General features: G+C 40.7%; 19 protein-coding genes. 12 read left to right on the top strand and 7 right to left on the bottom strand.

Translation table 11 applies throughout. From position 1 onward, the window contains the following. Window positions 1-27: 27 nt before the first annotated feature. The 3 genes from F607_RS28750 to miaA all read left to right on the top strand — a co-directional run bounded on the left by F607_RS28750 (window position 28) and on the right by miaA (window position 2,850). Window positions 28-699: an expansin EXLX1 family cellulose-binding protein gene (locus F607_RS28750; RefSeq protein ID WP_051311143.1), complete on the top strand. Its 672-nt coding sequence runs from the start codon at window positions 28-30 to the stop codon at window positions 697-699. A 140-nt stretch (window positions 700-839) separates the two neighbouring features. Next, window positions 840-1,580 carry an MIP/aquaporin family protein gene (locus F607_RS0108460; RefSeq protein ID WP_027707755.1) on the top strand — a complete coding sequence of 247 codons (741 nt, stop codon included), beginning with the start codon at window positions 840-842 and terminating at the stop codon, window positions 1,578-1,580. A gap of 295 nt (window positions 1,581-1,875) precedes the next feature. Continuing rightward, window positions 1,876-2,850, top strand: coding sequence for a tRNA (adenosine(37)-N6)-dimethylallyltransferase MiaA (gene miaA, locus F607_RS0108455; protein WP_051311141.1), 975 nt, complete (start codon window positions 1,876-1,878; stop codon window positions 2,848-2,850). A gap of 199 nt (window positions 2,851-3,049) precedes the next feature. On the opposite strand, the gene F607_RS0108450 is transcribed toward miaA, so the two are convergent. Together F607_RS0108450 and F607_RS0108445 are read right to left on the bottom strand one after the other, a co-directional pair. Continuing rightward, window positions 3,050-3,697: a DNA-3-methyladenine glycosylase I gene (locus F607_RS0108450; RefSeq protein ID WP_157365407.1), complete on the bottom strand. Its 648-nt coding sequence runs from the start codon at window positions 3,695-3,697 to the stop codon at window positions 3,050-3,052. Beyond that, window positions 3,675-4,124 carry a hypothetical protein gene (locus F607_RS0108445; protein ID WP_027707752.1) on the bottom strand — a complete coding sequence of 150 codons (450 nt, stop codon included), beginning with the start codon at window positions 4,122-4,124 and terminating at the stop codon, window positions 3,675-3,677. Before F607_RS0108445 ends, F607_RS0108450 begins: the two co-directional genes overlap by 23 nt. A 108-nt stretch (window positions 4,125-4,232) precedes the next feature. Here F607_RS0108445 and F607_RS0108440 point away from each other — a divergent pair, with 108 nt between their 5' ends. Beyond that, window positions 4,233-4,622, top strand: coding sequence for a SirB2 family protein (locus F607_RS0108440; RefSeq protein WP_027707751.1), 390 nt, complete (start codon window positions 4,233-4,235; stop codon window positions 4,620-4,622). Between the two features lie 59 nt (window positions 4,623-4,681). Here F607_RS0108440 and F607_RS32670 read toward each other — a convergent pair whose 3' ends face one another. Then, window positions 4,682-7,363 (bottom strand): collagenase, encoded by a 2,682-nt coding sequence (locus tag F607_RS32670; protein ID WP_051311139.1) that lies wholly within the window; start codon window positions 7,361-7,363, stop codon window positions 4,682-4,684. Between the two features lie 440 nt (window positions 7,364-7,803). Between F607_RS32670 and F607_RS0108430 the strand changes: the two genes are divergently transcribed. The 5 genes from F607_RS0108430 (at window position 7,804) to F607_RS0108410 (ending at window position 11,497) form a co-directional block, all read left to right on the top strand. Next, complete coding sequence (locus F607_RS0108430) at window positions 7,804-8,508, top strand: WbqC family protein (protein WP_027707750.1); 705 nt, start codon at window positions 7,804-7,806, stop codon at window positions 8,506-8,508. A gap of 52 nt (window positions 8,509-8,560) precedes the next feature. Continuing rightward, a complete protein-coding gene (locus tag F607_RS0108425) occupies window positions 8,561-9,472 on the top strand; it encodes a hypothetical protein (protein WP_157365406.1) in 912 nt (303 codons plus the stop codon). Beyond that, window positions 9,469-10,032, top strand: a complete 564-nt coding sequence (locus tag F607_RS0108420; protein WP_027707748.1) for a GNAT family N-acetyltransferase — start codon at window positions 9,469-9,471, stop codon at window positions 10,030-10,032. Before F607_RS0108425 ends, F607_RS0108420 begins: the two co-directional genes overlap by 4 nt. A 21-nt stretch (window positions 10,033-10,053) precedes the next feature. Beyond that, the gene (locus F607_RS28740) at window positions 10,054-10,836 is read left to right on the top strand and encodes a phytanoyl-CoA dioxygenase family protein (RefSeq protein WP_051311135.1); all 783 of its coding nucleotides are present in this window, start codon (window positions 10,054-10,056) and stop codon (window positions 10,834-10,836) included. Between the two features lie 157 nt (window positions 10,837-10,993). Beyond that, the gene (locus F607_RS0108410) at window positions 10,994-11,497 is read left to right on the top strand and encodes a GNAT family N-acetyltransferase (protein ID WP_211233616.1); all 504 of its coding nucleotides are present in this window, start codon (window positions 10,994-10,996) and stop codon (window positions 11,495-11,497) included. A gap of 116 nt (window positions 11,498-11,613) precedes the next feature. Here the strand turns inward: F607_RS0108410 and F607_RS0108405 are convergent, their stop codons facing one another. From F607_RS0108405 to F607_RS0108390, 4 genes are all read right to left on the bottom strand, one after another. Next, window positions 11,614-12,216: a hypothetical protein gene (locus F607_RS0108405; RefSeq protein ID WP_027707746.1), complete on the bottom strand. Its 603-nt coding sequence runs from the start codon at window positions 12,214-12,216 to the stop codon at window positions 11,614-11,616. A 385-nt stretch (window positions 12,217-12,601) separates the two neighbouring features. Beyond that, window positions 12,602-13,633, bottom strand: coding sequence for an asparaginase (gene ansA, locus F607_RS0108400; protein ID WP_038290654.1), 1,032 nt, complete (start codon window positions 13,631-13,633; stop codon window positions 12,602-12,604). A 136-nt stretch (window positions 13,634-13,769) separates the two neighbouring features. After that, window positions 13,770-14,279 carry a hypothetical protein gene (locus tag F607_RS0108395; RefSeq protein ID WP_027707744.1) on the bottom strand — a complete coding sequence of 170 codons (510 nt, stop codon included), beginning with the start codon at window positions 14,277-14,279 and terminating at the stop codon, window positions 13,770-13,772. 66 nt (window positions 14,280-14,345) lie between these two features. Then, complete coding sequence (locus tag F607_RS0108390; RefSeq protein ID WP_027707743.1) at window positions 14,346-15,053, bottom strand: SDR family NAD(P)-dependent oxidoreductase; 708 nt, start codon at window positions 15,051-15,053, stop codon at window positions 14,346-14,348. Between the two features lie 620 nt (window positions 15,054-15,673). Here F607_RS0108390 and ptsP point away from each other — a divergent pair. The 3 genes from ptsP to F607_RS32665 all read left to right on the top strand — a co-directional run bounded on the left by ptsP (window position 15,674) and on the right by F607_RS32665 (window position 20,756). Continuing rightward, window positions 15,674-18,205 (top strand): phosphoenolpyruvate--protein phosphotransferase, encoded by a 2,532-nt coding sequence (gene ptsP / locus F607_RS0108385; protein ID WP_038290652.1) that lies wholly within the window; start codon window positions 15,674-15,676, stop codon window positions 18,203-18,205. Window positions 18,206-18,268: 63 nt separating this feature from the next. Further along, a complete protein-coding gene (ptsG, locus tag F607_RS0108380) occupies window positions 18,269-20,044 on the top strand; it encodes a PTS glucose transporter subunit IIBC (protein ID WP_027707741.1) in 1,776 nt (591 codons plus the stop codon). A gap of 274 nt (window positions 20,045-20,318) precedes the next feature. After that, window positions 20,319-20,756: a 50S ribosomal protein L11 methyltransferase gene (locus tag F607_RS32665; protein ID WP_027707740.1), complete on the top strand. Its 438-nt coding sequence runs from the start codon at window positions 20,319-20,321 to the stop codon at window positions 20,754-20,756. Window positions 20,757-21,003: the final 247 nt, after the last annotated feature.

Genomic DNA, 21,003 nt, shown 5'->3' with positions numbered 1-21,003 from the left:
GTCAGTGTTGGTGTTGTGGGGTATTGAATGAGTGGTATACGACAATATTTGAGCTATGCGTCACTTTTATTATTGATGATTACTATTAATCAGTCTTACGCGAGTGCCTGGTATCAGCAGACGTATAAAGGTCAAGCAAGTTATTATCATGCTAATGGTACAGGTAACTGTAGCTTTTCACCCTCCCCGCAAAATCTTAATGTTGTCGCATTAAATAATCGTGATTACCAACGTTCTAACAGTTGTGGTGCTTTTATTGAAGTAGAAGGTCCCAAAGGTAAGGCTATTGTCCGTGTGGTTGATCGGTGCCCAGGGTGTAAGCCTGGTGGTTTGGACTTAAGTAAACAAGCCTTCCAACAAGTAGCGGATTTACGGCAAGGTCGTGTCCCCGTTCGCTGGCGATTTATACCTGGTAACGTCACTGGCAATATTCAAGTGAAGTTTACAAAAGGTACAGGGGGACGTTTTTTAGCACTGACTGTATTAAATCATAAGTACCCAGTACGTTCAGTCGCTTTACGCAATGGACAAGGCCAGTGGTTTGAGCTTCAACGAAAGCCTTACAATATATTTGTTCGCCGTGCACGCTTTGGTCAAGGCCCTTTTACTCTGAGGTTAACAGATATACGTAATGAAGTGCGTCTAACACCAATACATATCAAACGTGGACAACATGTAACAACAGAGGTGCAGTTTTAACTATAAAATATTGTTTCTTATCCCATTTGCAGGTTAAATGTGCGTTGCAAGGATTGACGATAACTGTCGTATAAAAGTTGTTCAATAATAATAGCCCCATATGAAAAGAATAATGGGCGACCCTGCTTGGGAGAATAATAATGACACCGTTTATTGCAGAGTTAATAGGAACGTTCTTTCTTATACTACTAGGTGCAGGCGTAGTTGCAAATGTGAGTTTACAGAAAACCATTGGCCATAATGCAGGCTGGATTGTCATTACATTTGCATGGGGGTTAGCCGTTTTTACTGGCGTAATTGTTGCCGGACCTCATAGTGGCGCTCATTTAAATCCTGCTGTAACAGTTGGTTTAGCCATTGCAGGGTTGTTTCCCTGGTCATCTGTTATAACTTACTGTATTGCACAAATGTTAGGTGCTGCCTTAGGAGCTTCTGTCGTCTGGTTAATTTATAAAGACCACTTTGACGCCACTGAAGATGACCAAACCAAACTGGCTGTTTTCTCGACAGGGCCTGCCATACGCAACCTTCCCAGAAATTTTTTATCCGAATTAGTGGGTACCTTTGCCTTGGTTTTTGTCATCTTATATATGGCAGGGCCCAGTCTGCAGCTGGATGGTTTGAGCCAGGCGAAGATTGGTTTAGGGTCTATAGGTGCACTTCCTGTGGCATTATTAGTAGTGGTTATTGGTATGTCACTGGGAGGAACAACTGGCTATGCGATTAATCCCGCCAGAGATCTAGCGCCACGTTTAGTATATTCAGTTTTACCCATTGCAGGTAAAGGCAGGAGTAACTGGAGCTATGCGTGGGTTCCAGTGTTAGGACCTTTAACGGGAGCTGGGATCGCCAGTATGCTCTATTTGCTGCTTTCCCATTAAACTAAGTTAAAGTTAAGTCTTCTCTTCTAACAGTAACCTCTGACGTTAATACTTATGGCTAGAGGTTACTGCACTTCCGGCAACTTTTGCTCAAAGCCTGCATAACTCCCATTGAACTACAGACTTTGCTTACCACGGGTATACATTGGAATATTAAGCACGCAGCCTATTGTATACTCTTTATCTGTATTTAACTCTTTCGATAGCACTTGCCTCAGTATAAATAACTTTGTTAAGTTAGCCGGCACAGTACACTCTGTTTATAAAATTGACTTTGATAGAGATTTCCCTGGTCATGCCTTCTTCCCTCGACTCGACTCGTTTTGCTGCTGTGCACAACAATCCTGATCAAATCAATCTTATTGTGGTGCTAGGACCTACCGCTTCAGGTAAAACACATTTAGCAGTGCAATTAGCAGGTTGGTTGCAAGGAGAAATTATTTCAGCTGACTCACGACAAGTGTACCGTGGTATGGACATTGGCTCAGGTAAAGATCTGGAGGAATATGGTTCCTGTCCTTATCACTTAATTGATATTGTGAACCCTGGTGATGAATACAATGTTCATCGTTATCAACGGGATTGCTTTAGTGTTATACAAGGCTTATGGCAAAAAAACTCCTGGCCTGTGATGGTTGGTGGTACAGGTTTATATATTGAGTCAGTGATCAACGGTTATCGCTTTGTTGATATTCCAGAAAATCCAGAACTTGATGAGGAGCTTAAGGATCTTTCAATTGAGCAATTACAGCAACGACTGTTTACATTAAGTCAACATCGCCAGCAACCATTACATAACTCGTCTGACTTACAGCACCGTGCTCGCTTGGAACAAGCGATTAAAATTGCAGAGGCTGAATTGGCAGGCTTCTCAGTACCTAAATTACCCACCATTAATCCATTATTAATAGGGGTACGTTGGGATCGACCTACTCTACGTAAGCGTATTACTGAACGCCTAATGCAGCGGCTCAACAATGGCATGATTGAAGAAGTGGAAGGCTTACTGCAACAGGGGGTGACCCACGAAATGCTGGATTGGTGTGGTCTTGAATATCGATTTATCAGTTTATATTTGCAAAACCAGTTGAACTTTAATGACATGAAGCAAAAGCTCAACTCGCAAATCCATCAGTTTGCTAAACGACAAGATACCTGGTTTCGTCGTATGGAGCGTCAAGGGTGGACTATTCACTGGCTAGATGCCAAGCAGGATATTACCCAACAACTGCAGGCTGTTTTAACGCAAAATCAGTTAAATATGCCTTAAGTATCAAATAAAAGCCTAAGCTTTTGATGTGGACATAACAGCGCTTTATCATTTAATAAATATTTTTTATTGATTAAGTGTATTCAAGTAATCATGCCCCTAAGTAAAGTTAAAAAGTTTGCTTTACTTAGTCCTTAGAATTCTTTATTTAATTATTTTTTGTATTAAAGTTTTAACTCATGTTTTTTATCTGATTTTATTAAGTAAATTCTTTTCCTAACTCTCGACACTCCTGGTGCTGAGGACACATCACCAGATGGTCGTTGACCATACCTACCGCTTGCATAAATGCATAGCAAATAGTGCTACCAACAAATGAAAAACCGGCTTTTTTAAGTGCCTTGGACATTGCGTCAGACTGGGGAGTATTTGTGGGGGCTTGATCCAAGCTTTGCCAATGGTTCTGAATAGGTCTTCCATCGACAAATTGCCAAAGAAACTCACTGAATGATACGTTACTGGATTGGATAGCCAGAAATCCGCGCGCATTTTTGATGATTGATTCAACTTTAAGCCGATTTCTGACAATACCTGGATTTTGTAAAAGTTGCTCAACTTTCTGTTGATTATAGTGAGCGATGATTTCTGGGTTGAATTGATCGTATGCGGTTTCGTAATGTTGTTGCTTTCGTAAAATAGTAATCCAGCTTAATCCGGCTTGTTGTCCATCCAAGCAGAGTTTGGCAAAGAGTTCTTGATCATCTTTAATGGGACGTCCCCAGACTTCATCGTGATAACTGACATAGAGTGGGTCGGTACCACACCATGGGCAACGTTGAGGCTCATTGCTTGCAGCGATGAATGCCTTTGAAGCTTTAGATTTTTTATGCGTCGTTTGTTTTTTCATTATTTTCATCAACCAACTGATTACTGCAATAGTCGCCTAATTGGGTCAACGTAGAGATACAAGCTTGCCCTGACTGGTTTTGCTCAGCACAAAATGTCGTCGCCCAAGTCACCATGGTTACACTACCCTCTTGGTATGGGATTGATTGACAAAAGACTTGAGTATCCTGGGTATTATCAAAGCATACTTGCATAAATAGTTGTGCTTTTATTAAACAACTCATACCAAATGAACCACAATCACCAGCTTGCTTGGCAGACTCTGTTGCACAGTCTGATGCTGTACGGTTTTCTGCAAATTGAGTTGCATAATCCATCATCTCAGTAAAGTCATCTTCCTGACTTTTAATCCAGGACGTAAACCACCAAACACCAATACCTGCTAATACCACAATGACAAGCAAGATACCTAGGATCCACTTAACCATATTGCCTCTTGTATCTGTTTTGATGGATTGACATATTTGTCATGAGCATGTTGTATACGGCTAAATCAGACGCTTTTTATATCAGTAAAGTGAAGCTAAGGCGAATTAATGAGTTACCTTTTGTGGAAACATATTCATTTAACCTGTGTGGTCCTAACCTTTATTTCATTCAGTGTACGAGCCTATGGCATGCTGACGGTATCGCCTTGGCTCAATAGCCGTATAGCACGAATTTTACCACACATTATTGATACAGTGTTGTTAGTGAGTGCCATCGTTTTGATGATAATACTTCATCAGTATCCTTTTGTTTATGGCTGGCTAACGGCAAAAGTCTGTGCATTAATTGTTTATATTCTATTAGGTACAGTTGCGTTAAAACGAGGTAAAACCTATCAGCTAAGGCTGTTTGCACTTATTGGTGCATATTTAGCCTTTTTTTATATAGTGGCTGTGGCATTAACACGTAGCCCCAATTTAGGTCTACTGCCACTCTAAAAAGCAAAAGGCGACTGCAGGTAAGCTGCAACCGCCTTTTATTGTTGCTTTAAAACACGTTAGTTACGGCGTGGAGGTCTTGCTGTACTATAGCGACGTTGCTGTAGTGGAGAATGCGCTAAACTATCCCGTTTGTGAGAAATGGTTGCCGCTTGTAAATCACTGGCTACATAACGGTCAGCTGCAATCATAGGACTTGATTGTGTAAGTTTGCTATCGCGCCACGTAGTGAATTTATCACCAAAGTGTTCACCCAATTTTCCTAAACGCTCTTTGTAGATTGCTGAGTCTTTTTCACGTAAAGCACTGGCCAGATCTAAGTATTGTGTAGGAGTGTTTTCATCTAAATACCAGTGGAGTAAGTAAGACCAGCGATAGACCATATCATCACCCTGATCATACGACGTTTGTGCGATATCGGTAAAACCTGGACGGCGTGCAGGTGTATAACGTTGCATAACACTCATACCACGTTTGTTGCTTTTACCATGGGCCATATATTCTGCCAAGCCTTCTGCCCACCAGGTGGTCAATTGCAGTGGGTGATGACCAAAACGACCATACTGGTTGAAACGGCTATCCAGATAGTGCACATATTCATGACGTAAATTCCAGACTTGCCATTCACTTAAGTCATGGCGTTCATAAGCATAGAAACGTGCCTGATTACCTTTTTTAGAAGGATCACCCTCTATATAGATACCTCCATTGTCAGTGGACACCTGGAAAAGCACACCACCGTATTTATGCCAGTCATCTGGACTGTCAAAAATCACCAGCTCTAAGTTTGAGTTATAGTCATCAGCAACAGGCTGCTGTTTAGTTGAGCTGGTGAACTTCTGATGGAAGGTGGCTTCCATATCTTTTAGTTCACTACAGATGTAGCCCAGTTGTGCTGTGGTTAACTCTTGCGCTTTGACTTTAAGTGTGGAGCTACAGGTATGCTCAACGGGTAGTATTTCATCAACTTTGTATATATGACACAGACCAGAGAAGTCTTTTTCGCAAGCTTCCTCTGCCGTAGTATTACGATCATAATAACGTGTTTTATTTACGTAGTAGACGTAAAAGTTACTTTTTAACTCTTCCTGGTCTGCATAGTGTTGATATTGGCGTACTAAATTTGCTGCATAATTATCAAGTTGTTTATTCCAGTCGGAATCATCACGTAAATACAAATTTCCCAGAGCTTCAATGGCATTAAAGAGTACAAATGCATCTTTACCTTGCCAAAGCCCTTGTTCGCTCCCCCCTAGTGTAGCAACAAGCTCCGCCAGATTGGCTTGTTTAACCTTTTCTTTCACTGACTTATAAGCAGTTTCGCGCATATTTTTCGAGTGATAACCCAACTCATCAACAATATTAAGGGTCTCGAAAATGCTGTCGGCATGGCGCTTAATCTTACTGATGCCGTCCTGCTGAAAATGAGTCAATAGCTGAGCAACAACATCAATATGTGATAAGAGTTGTTCTGCGATGCGAGCTTGTCGGAATAAACCGCTTAGTGCGACAACGTAACCTTCTTGAACGGCAGCTGCAGATTCCTGGTTAGTATAAAAGTCCGACATTTGTGTTACAGCCAGAAGCGCATTATTAAGTAACGCTAAATCTGCAACAGGTATTTCCTTCATATTGCCATAGTAATTGAAGGCACGGATGTAATAGAGCAATTTGTCTAAATCACCATCTGTGGTATCACCGTTGCGTGCAAGAAAGTCGATAGCAAGTGCTACATCATGCAAGCGATTAGTGGCACCATGGTTAAATGTTGGAGAAAAAAAGTCATTACTTAGCACTTCTTTTACATTGGCAGAGAAATCGTCTTTTGATCGATACTGGTCAATAGGTTTTTCGGGGGGGTTGGTAGTAGGTGTTGATGGTTTATTTGGTGATTTATTACCAACTGTAGGCTGCTTAGGTTCTGTTGGCTGTTTTGTTGTTGGTTTTTTAGCAACAGGTGTCGTAGGTTGTTTTGGGGTATTTGGATTATTGGTGGTGGGTGTCGTGGGCGATACAGGTTGTGTAGGTTTGCGGTCTACATAATTAAGCATCAATTGTACGGTGGCAATTTTAGATGTGCTTTGACCATCCGACACTTGAAACTTAAATTCATCATAATTCGCTTGGTTACTTTGAGGAGTATAGGTATAGCGACCGGTTTTACGGTCAAGTTTAAGCTTTCCATGTTTAGGTGCTTGTACTACCTGAAAAGTCATTTGATCCCGGTCTTTATCTTGAGCCCAGACATGGCTGTGATGAGGAGCAAAAGACGTCAGTTGTTCAGCCTGCCCCCTTGCTTCAGGTGCTTGGTTGTTACTGTTATTAGTGTTGTTTGTATGTTTAGGGTTGGTGGGCTGTTCTGGCTGTTTCGTATGGGTGGTTGGTTTATTGGTTTGCTTAACCGTAAAGTTAAGTTGGACGGGTGCTGATGCAGACCATTGCTGTCCATCAAATACCCGAAAAGAAAACTCGTCATAATCTGTGGACTGACTTGGCTCATAGGTATAACGACCAAGTTTTGGGTCTAATGTAACCTTACCATGCCGTGCAGGTTTGACGATTTCAAATGTCAGTGTTTGACCTTCTGGGTCTTGTCCCCATACCCAGCTTTGATGCTTACCTGCTTGACGAATGGTTTCACTTTGACCGCGCACTTCAGGTGCCTGGTTAGCAGCCCATACTGCTACAGATAACTGACTAAGACCCACTAATAACACTGTGGATATTGATTTATGTACCATGATGCAATTCCTGCTATTTCTATCTATACCCTTTGTTAACGATTTAACACATCGTTAGGAGTATTTTGGGCTTGTAAATATCTAGAAAAGAGTGCCAACCTAAGTCTATTCTACATAGAGCTAATATAAGTAAGTAGGCGACACTGACTTGGCAAGTTAATCAAATCACAAAAAAAATGTAATCTATATATTGTAAATGCTGTGAAATACTTGTTATTTTGTATCCGATAACACATTAAGTTGCACATTTTAAGGTACATATGTACTGGAATTTTGATTGTGTCATGGATAACAAATGACAAGAACGGAACGCTAGTGATTACTCTTTAGTATTTTTTGTTCAAAAAAACAGCATTTAGTATTAAAGCAGTACATAAGAAGTATACGATAATGCCTACTGAACTATAATATTTGTAAACAACAGTACAGATTTATAGATAATGAAAACAGTCGCTATTATGCAGCCTTATTGGTTACCTTATATAGGTTACTGGCAGTTAATAAATGCTGTAGATGTGTTTGTTTTATACGATACTGTTACCTACATAAAGCAAGGTTGGATCAACCGAAATAGATTTATTATAAATGGAAATCCACAATGGGTTACATTACCTATAAGTCATGCAAGTAGCTATTCCTTGATTAAAGACATAAAGTTAGTCAGCAACAATAAACGTAAAGTATCAAAAACTCTTTTTCAAAGCTATGCTCGTGCACCATATATTAGTCAGGTCAGCTCCACTCTATATGCATGTCTGGAATACTCTTCTGATTATTTGGTTGATTATATTTACTTTACACTTAATAAAATCCTAACTTTATTAAACATAAAAAAGAAAATTATCTACTCATCAGATATTGAGCACGATATTACATTAAATGGAGAGGATAAAATCCTAGATATTTGTCATCAACTTGATGCTCAATGTTATATTAATATGTCTGGTGGTTACAAACTCTATAAGTCATCATCCTTTAAAAAAAGCGGTATTAAATTACTTTTTTTAGAGAAAAAACTATTTAACTATAAACAATTCAATCACACTCAAGCCTTTATCGATAACTTATCAATTTTGGATATACTTATGAACAACTCCATTGAAGATACTATTGGTTTTTTATCGCACTATAGCCTTTATGAGTAGTAAATTATCCTTTGGTGGCTATTTGGGGTTTGAGTTAAGGCATACCTCGAGCATGCTTTATGATGACCTTCTCAGCTTTCATTTAGCACGGCACGCTGTGTATTGGGTAGTAAAGCAAAAACGTTGGAAAGAACTTTGGTTACCACATTTTATTTGTCCTGAGATAATAAATTGGCTTAATAGGTTACCTATTAAGTTAGAGTTTTACTCATTGACTCCATCATTTAACATTACTCCACTTCCCAGGCTTACTGACCAAAGTGGCTTACTTTGGATCAATTACTTTGGTATATATAGTGAGTATGAAAAAACATTATTTAATCATTTTTCAGAAGAGCAGTGTATTATTGATAATTGTCATGCACTGTTTAGTACTCCAAGCTTGAAAGCGGCTACTATTTATTCACCCAGAAAATTTTTGGGGGTTCCTGATGGTGCTTGGTTAGCTGGAAATATGGAGTCACAACAGTTTAAGTTATTACCTCAAGCAACTTCATGGTCAACATGTGATTATTTATTAAAACAAATTGATTTAGGATCTGAAGCAGCCTTTACTGACTACCAGGCACATGAAAAACAGTTAGGACAAGCTCCTCTCCAGCAAATGTCTCAGTTAACCAAGACATTACTATGTGCTATTGACTACTCAAGTATTCAAAAGCGACGGGAAGATAACTTCGAGTTTTGGAGCCAGCATTTGCAGTCAATCAATCGTATCGTTATTCCTCAGCAGACATGTGCTGCTCTATGTTATCCATTGCTTGTTCATACACCAAAGTTAAAGTCTTTTTTAATTCAGAATCGTGTTTATCTACCTACATATTGGCCTGGACTTGACACCTCTGTACTTCCTTCCTTTGAAAAGGAGCTTATTAGTAAGCTTTGTTGTCTTCCCGTTGATCAGCGTTACACTGAACATGATTTGGCAAAAATATACCAATTAATTATGGAGTTTGGTTTATGAATTTAGTGGGTAATTTAGTAACACTGCGTGCTATTGAAAAAGATGATTTATTGTTATTACACCAGTGGAGCAATGATCCTGAAATATGGCAATGGTTAGCAGGCTGGCACTTTCCTTATACACAAGACTCTATATATCAGTGGTGGGAATCGTTAGCATCTGATAAGCAGCGAGTAGTTTTTGCTATTGAGTTAAGGAGCAATGAAAATAATTTAGTAGGCACTACTAGCTTATCTAACATAGATCTTAAAAATCGTAATGCCTTTCATGGATTATTGATTGGAAGTACTAAAAATAGAGGTCAGGGTATTGGCTTTGATGCGTTATATACATTGATGAAGTTTGCGTTTAATGAACTAGGGTTACAGCGTATTGATACAGATATAGTTGAATATAACAACCACTCTCTTGCTTTTTATACTGGAAAATGTGGTTGGTGCCTTGAAGGTAAAAGAAAACAATGGTACTACAGAAAGGGTAAATATTGGGACAAATGTCTAGTAGGTATCACTCGGGATCAATTTTATGAATTTGAACAATCATTACCAATAAATAAATAATTTTTTAACAAGGAATATTTTATGGCTGATGATGAACAATGCTTAGATGTTAACCAAAAAAAATTTAATGATGATGGTTTTTTTATATTAAGAGACTGTCTTCAGGAGGATACTACTTTTAAGTTAACCCAAGGTTATGAAAGAGTTAAGCCTGTTTATAAAAAAATTCACCAGCATGCTAACTATGATCAACGGGGTGATGGGGTTTGTCATCACATTATTATTTTTGGTTTTCCTTTTTTGTCATTACTTGATAGTTTACCTTTAACATTATTAACCAAGCTTCTTGGAGGGCCTTGTGTTTTAAACTCATTCAGTATTTTTGATAATAATCATGACGTTTATGTTAGAAATATTCATCAGGACTCAAAGTTAAATTATTTACCCTTTCCCGCTATGCTTAATGTGCTTATACCTCTTGATACTTTTACATCAGATATCGGAGGTACTTATATATTACCTAAAGCTAAAATGAATCAGGCTATGCCTGATAGTCAAACTTTTTTTAAGACTGCAGAGCTGCTATTACCAAAACAAGGTGATATGCTTTTTTTTGATGGATATTTGTGGCATTGTGCTGGAGAAAATATCACAAATTTACCTCGTCGTGCAGCTACACTTACATTTACTCGCTCCTTTATTAAGCCTCAGTTTGATTACTGTCGAGCTTTAGGATATGACTTTTGTTTAAGCTTGTCAGAAAATGCAAAGCAACTGCTGGGCTATAATGCTCGGGTACCTTCTCAGCTAATGGATTGGTATAGACCTTTGGAGCTACGCTTTTATCAACGTGATCAATATTAAAGGGTTTATTTGTTGATTTTAATGGGTATCTAAAATGTTAGGATGGTCTATATTACATTTAGATTCACTACTTTGATAATGTTTTTATGGCGCGAATACGTCTTACTGGTAAGATCTATGTAAAAAGAAGATAAATGAAACGGTTAGGAGTTTACTTGTGAGTTCATCTTTTCAACTTGATGATTCTCGAATATCACTGCGCTGGGCAAAACCAGAAGACATCCCTCTTATTCACTCCATGATTAAAGGCTTAGCTGACTATGAGCAGCGCCCACATGATATGATCGCTAAGCCAGAAAACCTGCATGACTGCTTATTTGGAGAGTCTCCTCTTGCAGAAACAATTCTTGCATTTAATCAAAGTCAACCTGCTGGTTTTGCTTTATTTCAAACCTTATACAGTACATTTTTAGGGAAGCGTTATATCTATTTAGAAGATATTTTTATTCTCCCTGAGTTTCGTGGCAACGGTATAGGTAAACATCTGTTTACTTCACTAGCGAGAGTTTGCTTATCGCGCGGTTACGCCGGTATGGAATGGAGTGTACTTGATTGGAATGACCCGGCTATTAGCTTTTATAAAGCCATTGGAGCTACTAAAGCATCGGGGCATTTACATTATGCGCTGACCGGTAATGCTCTTCGTCGGCTAAGTAAATAAAGCCGATATATCCTCTTAAAAGTTTATTTAATCCTATTGGCTGTAACAGCAAGCTATAAAAACAAGGTGTATTGCAAATACACCTTGCTCTACTATATAACATTTACATGTAACACTTACTGCATACAGGCTTTTTTCCGCTGAGGACACCAAACCAACAAAACTGACAGCATAAGGCCTAAGCTCAATGGTTCACTGACCACACTTGCGGTGAGCAACTGTACCTCATCAATGAGTAACTGGCCTTTACCAGGCATACCAAATCCTTGATAGCCAAATGCCTGGTTAAAAGGGGTTCCATCGCTGTCAAAGGTGTATGTAAATGTATGCCATTTTCCAATTTCACCTGTCAGATCTAAGCGTTCAGATACCGATATACCATTGTCCAGCATAAGAAAAGTAGCTGCGACATTGGCATCAGTAATTAACCATTTAAACTGAAGCTTATCACCAGCATGCCACGTCAGCATATTGTTGAGTAAGGCACTGCTAGTAGGCAGGCTAGCCATATACGCCCCTTCCACAGCTTTGTAATGCCTTCCATCTTGCGATATTACATCTTTAACAGCAGCTACTGGTTCCGGGTTAGCATCATAATACCAGCCATCATCTATATCTGCTGACTCAAAACCACCATTTCGAATAATCCCAGCCTGTACTGTTGATGCACTCAAAAGTGCTACAGCAATAACCACAAAGCTGGCAAGTTGTTTTTTCATGATCCTATCTCAAGGTAAAAAGTCCATATTGAATACATGAAACCAACCCAGGTAAAACGCCACCCGCCCCTGCCAGCATTTAATTTTTATCGTCATCCTTGTTGGCAATAATATAGTATGTGGCTTCATCCCTGATGTTGAACATGTAACCACGCAGTTTTACTACCATTGAATTTTTAAAAGTGTGCAGGCAACTTATTACAGCTTTTTATACAGCTTTGTTTATATACCCTTCACTCACTATCTTTATAATTCAGTAGTAGTACTACGCGTGTCAGTATTTCATAAGTTGTAGGAAAAAACTGTCGTAAATTCCACATTTTAGCCTTGATACTTAATAACTTGCTTAAATAGTTAATATCAGTGCTTGTGGCTAAGTTGTTATTTAAAGGTGCGCTGTCAACTCGCCTCTTAAATCCTGTTGAATTAACTGCTCTACTTGCTGAGATGAATAACCTTTACCAAATAAGTAGAATAATTTTGTGAGCGCTGCTTCAGGCGTCATATCATAGCCACTCACCACCCCCGCAGCAGCCATACCTGTTCCTGTCGCATAACCTGTGATATTTACACGTCCCGACCAACACTGCGTGCAATCAACTAATACCACACCTCGTTGATGTGCTTCTTGCAGTGCTGCCACAAACTGAGGATCTGCACTAGGCCCATTACCCACACCATAGGCTTGTATCACTGCCCCTTTGAGGGGAGCCTGTAAAAAGTTACTGACGACCTCTGCCGTGATTCCAGGAAAAAGCCAAAGAATCCCTACATAAGGATCCATCTCTTTGTGTAGGCTTAAGCCACCATGTTCAATTGTTGGCTCTGCGCGAACTAGTTGTTGGTTAACTTCAATATTGATACCGGCAACAGCCAATGGAGGATAATTGGGCGAAGCAAAGGCTGACAAATTATCACAATGCGCTTTAACTGCACGACAACCACGGTATAAATACTGATCAAAGTAAAGTGATACTTCAGGAATTGATTCATGAGCTGCGATGAGGAGGGAATTGGTTAAGTTACGGATTGCGTCTGTCCGAGGTTCAACCATAGGTATCTGCGAACCTGTAAATACGACAGGTTTATGTAAATTTTCCAACATAAAGGATAGTGCAGATGCACTATATGCCATTGTATCCGTACCATGCAAAACAATAATCCCATCATAGTCATCAATGCGCTGTGCTACCTCTTCAGCAATCATCATCCAGTTACGTGGAGTCATATTTGACGAGTCTAACAAGGGTGAAAATTCGTAGATGTCATACTGAGGCATAATATCACTATGAAAAACCGGGTTATTTCGCATCATCTCAGCTAAAAAACCCGGTGCCGGTGCCCAACCACTGACCGTCTTTTTCATACCAATGGTGCCACCAGTATAAGCGATAAAAACTTTCTTCTTGCAAGACATGCATTGCTCCATGATTAATGACTTACCATTGTGTCACTGACACGTAAGACATAACCTCGTCACGGTTATTATGGCGCGCATTGTAAAGAGGCTAATAATAAATTCCTACCCTCTTATGAAAGGCTGTATGCCAAGTCTATACCTGAACTGCTCGCCCCAAATAAACCGAGCCTTCATTCACACGGATCGCCAACTCTGGCAGAATTTTTAACAATACGGCTTGTGGCGACAGATTTTGTTCTCGAGCATGATCCAGACGATGAAACAAGTCTTGTAACTCTCCCTCCAGAACATGAACGCCATCACCCGCTAATGTAAAGAAGAAGTCATTACCATATTCTTCTGGCTCATATTCAATAGCATTAAAGTATGAAAAAAAACGCTGAGCACCTGCCTTTGCTAGCGCTTGAATTAAATCACTTGAAGCAATTCGACCACTGTCCAACTCCCACCAAATACATGTCAAACCACTCTCTCCTACTGACTCTATGCAATCCGGACAAGGTACCTCAGCAATTTCAAGAGGACGAGGGTTTGTTTTTTCTGAACTGTTTTTATGCTGTAACTGATGTAAAAGCACTGCCACGCGGTTACGTGTGACGTCATCATTAAAAAGTGCATGAAGGGCCACTGATAATGCAGACATAATGAGAGTCTTCCCTATTTTCAATTTTTTGTGGTAAGTAGACGTCCCTGTTCAACAACTAAGAATTTACCGCTTTTGTTTATTAATGACTATATCTGCCGTGTAACAACTATGCATTTCCTGTAAATTTGCCATAATTACACTCGCTACCTCATCAGGATTCATATAGTGTGAATACTGATCGTGGTTAACGCTATGCGCTTGCCAAAAGTCTGTTTTCATACCACTGGGATACACACCCACTACTTTTATATTAGTATCAGCAAGTTCAGCTCGTAAGGCCTCAGTAAAGCCTCGACATCCCCACTTCATTGCACAGTAGACTGTTTCATTGGCTTTTCCTATTTGAGCAGCACTGGACATCACATTTATCAGTACTCCTGCTCTATGCTGACGACACATTAAACCTATTGCAGCTTGTGCTACTAGCATCATGCTGAGCAAATTATCATTTACCATTTGTTGTATCGCTGCTTGATTATACTCCCCTATGGGACCAAACTTGCCCGAACCTGCACAGCAAAAAACCTTAGTAAATGGCGCTTGCCAATTAGCCAGTGTAGAAAATATTTGCTTCACATCCTTTTCACACGATAAATCCACTTGAAAGGGAGTAACCTGCTTATACTGTGCTGCTAGCTTCTCAAGCTTACTCTCAGTTCGTCCTAACGCAGCTACATGATAACCCTGGGTGGTTAACTGTGCTGTTAGCGCAGAGCCTAGACCACTTCCAGCCCCTGTAACAATTGCATTTTTGTTTTCCACTACTGACATAAAAAGGCTTCCTCCACTTACATTTCAGTCAATCTGTCCGTGCAAGGTGCTTTACTTCCTTTCTTCTTTTTCTACGCTATGCCACAGCTTATGTATAGTTATTTCTGTATCAATTAATCCATTATAAAACTACTTTCTGGATCAGTAGATCTACGTTACTGTTTCGTGAATTCAACCAATAGCTGTTCGCTAATCCCTTATTGCGTTAGTGAAGGAAGGTACATTACTCTACATCACGCTTCACTTCCCTAGAAAAACTGCTATGGACCTGTTTTAGATAAGCACTAAGTTTTCATCTATTTCATCCATTGTTAAATTAAATATATCTTTACAAATACCTCGCCTTTTTTACGTTAGCATCTTCTAAGCAACAAAAAAGATGCTTTGTCTTCCTTTGTAATATTTCTGTTACAAAGCTAAGTTTAGTTGAGTATATCCTTACACTTTGTTTCTTAGCTCATCCTGCTTAATTGCGATAAATCAAGTATTTTAAGGGTAACGGTGCCTACACTGAATTTACTAAATTAAGCAGCAATCAAGACTGTATATAACAATATCCGCAGCATGCCTTGCCCAAAAATGGCTTTTAATCCGTGTGGGTATGGAAGGAGATGTTAATAATGCCCCAAGCAGTTTCTGCCAAGAAAATTGTCCTTAAAGCCCCCTTTACGGGATATTTACTTCCCATTACCGAAGTACCAGACCCTGTGTTTTCACAAAAAATGGTTGGCGATGGTATTTCAATTGACCCTGTCACTAATTGCTTACTGGCACCTTGTAGAGGTGAAATAAGTCAGCTTCACTCAGCAAATCATGCAGTCACCATTGCCACTGACGACGGTATCGAAGTCATGATACATATCGGCTTGGAAACGGTAATGCTGAAAGGAGAAGGCTTTAAACCGCTCGTAAAAAAAGGCGATAAAGTAAAAGCAGGTGATGCTCTGATTGAGTTTGATATGGATATTGTAGCGACTAAAGCTGCAAGCCTACTCACTCAAATTGTTATCACAAATAGTGATCAGGTGGCTAAGTTTCAATACGCCGAAGGTCCTGTTGAAGCTAACCGTGACACCGTATTAACTCTTCATCTAGGAGAATATACTGAATCTGCCGCCGCAGCTCCTAGTGAAACGGTTACTACTGAGTCTTTTCTAATCCCTAACCCTTCTGGCTTGCATGCCCGCCCCGCGGCAGTGCTTAGCAGTATTGCTAAAAAATATAAGTCAGCCGTTCATCTCCATAAAGGAGACCAGCAAGCTAATGCCAAGTCCGTTGTAGCCATTATGGGACTGGATGTTGGCAACAATGAAATCGTTTACCTTTCTGCCTCTGGTGAAGATGCTGAAGCAGCCTTAGCAGAAGTCAAGAATGCCATGTTAGACGGGCTGGGAGAAAAAGGTGCGGAACCTGTTAAGAAAAAGCGGGTACCACATGGTGTCAAACCTCTCCCTGAAACCAGCAATGATCCTAACCTGCTATGTGGAGTAAGCGCCTCTCCAGGCCTGGCTCATGGCTTTATCGTTCAGAAAAAACAGCAACAATTTGACATTCCAGAAAGAGGTGAAGCACCTGCTATTGAACGTCAAATGTTACAAACGGCTATTGAGCATAGTAAGCAACAGCTTTTAGCTCTCCAGCACAAAATGGCTGCCGATGGTGATGCTGAAAATGCCAAAATATTTGAAGCCCATTGTGAGCTGTTAGATGACCCTGATTTACTTGATATCGCTAATGACGCTATTGACCAAAGCAAAAGTGCTGCTTTTGCCTGGCAAGGTGCTGTCAATACGCATGTTAAAGTACTGTCCTCTCTTAGCAATGACTTAATGGCTCAGCGTGCTAACGATTTAAGAGATGTTGGTCGTCGGGTACTGAGTTGCCTACTGGGTGAAGAAGAAAGCCATATAGAGCTACCTGAGAATGCTATCTTAGTCGCAGAGGACTTAACGCCATCCGACACCGCAAACTTAGACCGTAGCAAAGTTATTGGACTTTGTACCGTACTGGGTGGAACCTCCTCACACGCAGCGATTATTGCCCGCTCTCTAGATGTGCCCTATGTTGCTGGTCTGAATGAACGCTTACTTGAAGTGGCTAACAACACTCCAGCGATCTTAGATGGTGGTAAAGGTGAGCTTCGCCTAAACCCTGATCAAGCAACAATTGATGAAGCTATTGCCCGCAAAAAGGCTATTGCTAAGAAGCGTCAAGCAGACTTAGCAGCAGCAAATGACCCTGCAGTAACCACTGATGGCCACCGTATTGAAGTGGCGGCTAATATTGGTAATGAGCAGGAAGCTGTTGAAGCCGTTAAAATGGGCGGTGAAGGCGTTGGTCTATTACGCTCTGAGTTTCTTTATCTTGACCGCACTACCGAGCCTAGTGAAGAAGACCAATTCACTATTTATAGCAACATCGCTAATACCCTTGGAAAGAATCGTCCACTTATCATCCGTACGCTGGATGTAGGTGGTGATAAACCCCTACCCTACCTGCGCTTACCTGACGAAGAAAACCCCTTTTTGGGACAGCGTGGTATCCGGATTGGCCTTGCCTACCCAGATATTCTCCGTACTCAGATTCGGGCAATCTTAAAAGCCGCTAACGGCTGTAAGATGCGCATTATGTTTCCAATGATTGCTAACCTTGACGAACTCCGCCAAGCAAAAGCAATGATTCGGGAAGAACAAGAGAAACTAAATGTTGGCTCCGTTGAAATAGGAATCATGGTTGAAGTGCCTGTTACTGCAGTGATGGCAGAGCAGTTTGCCCGTGAAGTTGACTTTTTCTCAATCGGCACCAACGACCTTACTCAATACACCCTCGCGATGGATCGGGGACACCCTGAACTGGCAGCGAAAATTGATAGCCTCCATCCAGGTATTTTGCGCCTGGTAAAACAAACGGTTGAAGGTGCTCACCAGCATGGCAAATGGGTAGGAGTATGTGGTGCTGTTGCCTCTGATCCTCAGGCAGTACCTCTACTTGTCGGGCTAGGTGTTGATGAGTTGAGTGTCAGTGTTCCTTGTATACCTGAAATAAAAGCTCAGATTCGAGGCCTCAAACTTGCTTACTGTCAGCAGTTAGCAGAGAAAGCCCTCAATCTAGAGTCTGCAGCCGAAGTAAGAAAAATTAATTTAGAAAAATGAAATGAGCAGTACAAAACAATTTAAATAAAAAAGCAGTTTCCTTGAAAAAGGAAGGAGGACACAATGATTGACTTCAAGTCTTCTTTTGCATTCTTGCAAAAGATCGGTAAGGCGCTGATGCTACCAGTATCAGTACTACCGGTAGCAGGTATTCTGTTAGGCGTCGGTGCCGCAGATTTCACTTGGTTACCAGAAATGCTTTCCAGTGTAATGGAGCAAGCGGGTGGCGCTATTTTTGGCAACCTGCCACTAATCTTTGCCATTGGTGTAGCATTAGGCTTAACCCAGAATGACGGGGTTGCCTCTCTAGCAGCCGTTGTAGGGTATGCTGTACTTCTAGGTACGATGGGTGTTATCTCTGGTGCTAATGGTGTTGAAACCAAAGCCATTATGGGGATCAACTCCATAGATACTGGAGTATTTGGTGGTATAGCCATAGGTGGTATTGCGGGAGGCTTATTCAACAAGTTCTACCGCATAAAGCTTCCCCAGTACTTAGGCTTTTTTGCCGGTAAGCGCTTTGTGCCAATCGTGACCGCATTTGCTGCCATCGCATTAGGTGCAGTCTTAAGCTTCATTTGGCCTCCCATTGGCGGCGCGATCAAGAGCTTCTCTCACTGGGCAGCGAGTGAAAGCCCTGGACTTGCCTTCACCATCTACGGGGTTGTCGAGCGCTCATTAATTCCTTTCGGTTTACACCATATCTGGAACGTACCTTTCTTCTTCGAAGTGGGTGAGTTTGTTAACAGCGCAGGTGAAACTGTTCGTGGTGAAATCCACCGTTATATCGCTTATGATCCAACCGCAGGAAACTTAGCGGGTGGCTATCTGTTCAAAATGTGGGGTCTACCTGCAGCTGCTATTGCTATTTGGCATACCGCTAAGCCTGAAAACCGTGCCAAAATTGGCGGTATCATGATGTCAGCCGCGTTGACTTCATTCCTGACAGGTATCACTGAGCCTATCGAGTTTGCCTTCCTGTTTGTTGCTCCTGTTCTATATGCTATCCATGCTTTATTAGCTGGTGCAGCTTTCTACACTTGTATCGCTCTGGGTATCAAACACGGTACTACCTTCTCTCATGGCTTGATTGATTACATAGTACTGTTTAATCAATCTTCAAATGCACTGTGGTTCTTAGTAATTGGACCTCTCTGGGCAGCTGTTTACTACTTCGTATTCCGCACAGTAATCGTCAAATTTAATTTGAAAACACCTGGTCGTGAAGATGAAGTTGTGGGGCATACTCTGGAAGAAGCTCATGCAGATGGAGCCTTTGCCTTCTCTAAACAGCTTGTTATCGCTTTCGGTGGTAGACAAAACATCACCAGCCTTGATGCATGTATCACTCGTCTACGCATCTCAGTCAACGATGTAGCGAAAGTTGATCAAGCTAAACTAAAAGCCTTAGGTGCTGCTGGCTGTGTTGTAGTCGGTAACGGGGTTCAAGCAATCTTTGGTCCTCAGTCTGAGAACTTCAAGACAGATATGGAAGAATATCTGAAAAACTCATCAGCCGATGATGAAGTTGTTACACCTGTAGCTGCAACTTCAGCTGAAGGAGTACCCACCAGCCCAAAGGCGCATGACCCCAGCGTACCAGAAAAAGTTAAAAACTTTATTCTAGCGTTGGGGGGAGCCTCCAATATCAGTAACGTTGAATGCTGTGCAACAACACGTCTACTGATAGAAGTAAAAGATGGTAACGCTGTTGATACAGCTACCCTTGAACAAGCTGGTGCAAATGGGGTTGTTAAACTTGATAACAACAAATTGCACTTACTTGTTGGCTTAAATGCTGAAGCATTTGCCAAAGAAATGAGTAACCAACTCGTATAACTACTTGGAGCATTAACCTTTGAGGGGCATTTGCCCCTCTTTTTTTTGCTTACGTATTTTTATGCCACCTCATTTGTAATTTCCAAGTAAATGTGATTACATAATGGTGTTCATTTGTTAGGTCAAATATATTAAAGCGGGTGAAGTCTATTACTCCATCCGTTATTTTTTTATTCATATTTTATCTTTCCCTGGTTATCTCCTTTCTCCTAATCTAACCCTAATAGTCAAAATGGAATCAAAGAAAGCACCTGATTAATCACAGGGAGCAATCGTGCGTATTCCAGAAAATATTTCTCAAGAAACCTATTGCCAACTCTGGCTCACAGCGAATCAACAGCGCTTCACTAAAAGTTATAGCGTTGCCAATATTCCCATCATTGTTTATCAACAAGTTTTTTGTCCAAGCACGGAGCTGACCCACTCTACTAGTTTTCTATTAACTAAACTGCCTGACCTCTCTGAAAAAGTTGTGCTTGATCTTGGAACTGGTAGTGGTATTTTAGCGCTTTACTCAGTATTTCAGGGGGCCAGAAAAGTCGTTGCTTGTGATATTGACCCAGTAGCCATTGCAAACTGCAAAGAAAATATTGCCCGACACCAAGTAGATAATATTTGTGTTTATCAGGGTTATCTCTTTGAAGCATTACCAGCAAACAGTAAGCTTTTTGATGTAGGCTCTATATGGATTCCTAGGGGGTTATATCAATAGCTCTATTAGATCATTAAGTAAGCTTTTTCCTCGGCACTTTATATTGTACACAAACTCAAATAATGCTAAATAAAAAGGTAGTTTTTCTTGAGAAATACCTCGATGAGGTCTTAACCATCAGCGTAGTAATGACCAACAACCTTCAATGGTGTTAACATGTACTTCGTGAAAACCATCCCCATCTTCATCACGAGCATACTCCCCTTTCCCGTGACAAACGGTTTTATGTTGATATCCCCAACTCTTT

The organism is Zooshikella ganghwensis DSM 15267 (genome assembly GCF_000428585.1).
GTDB classification, from domain to species: domain Bacteria; phylum Pseudomonadota; class Gammaproteobacteria; order Pseudomonadales; family Zooshikellaceae; genus Zooshikella; species Zooshikella ganghwensis.
The sequence above is the reverse complement of the archived record's forward strand: the minus strand, read 5'-3'. Positions and strand labels throughout refer to the sequence as shown.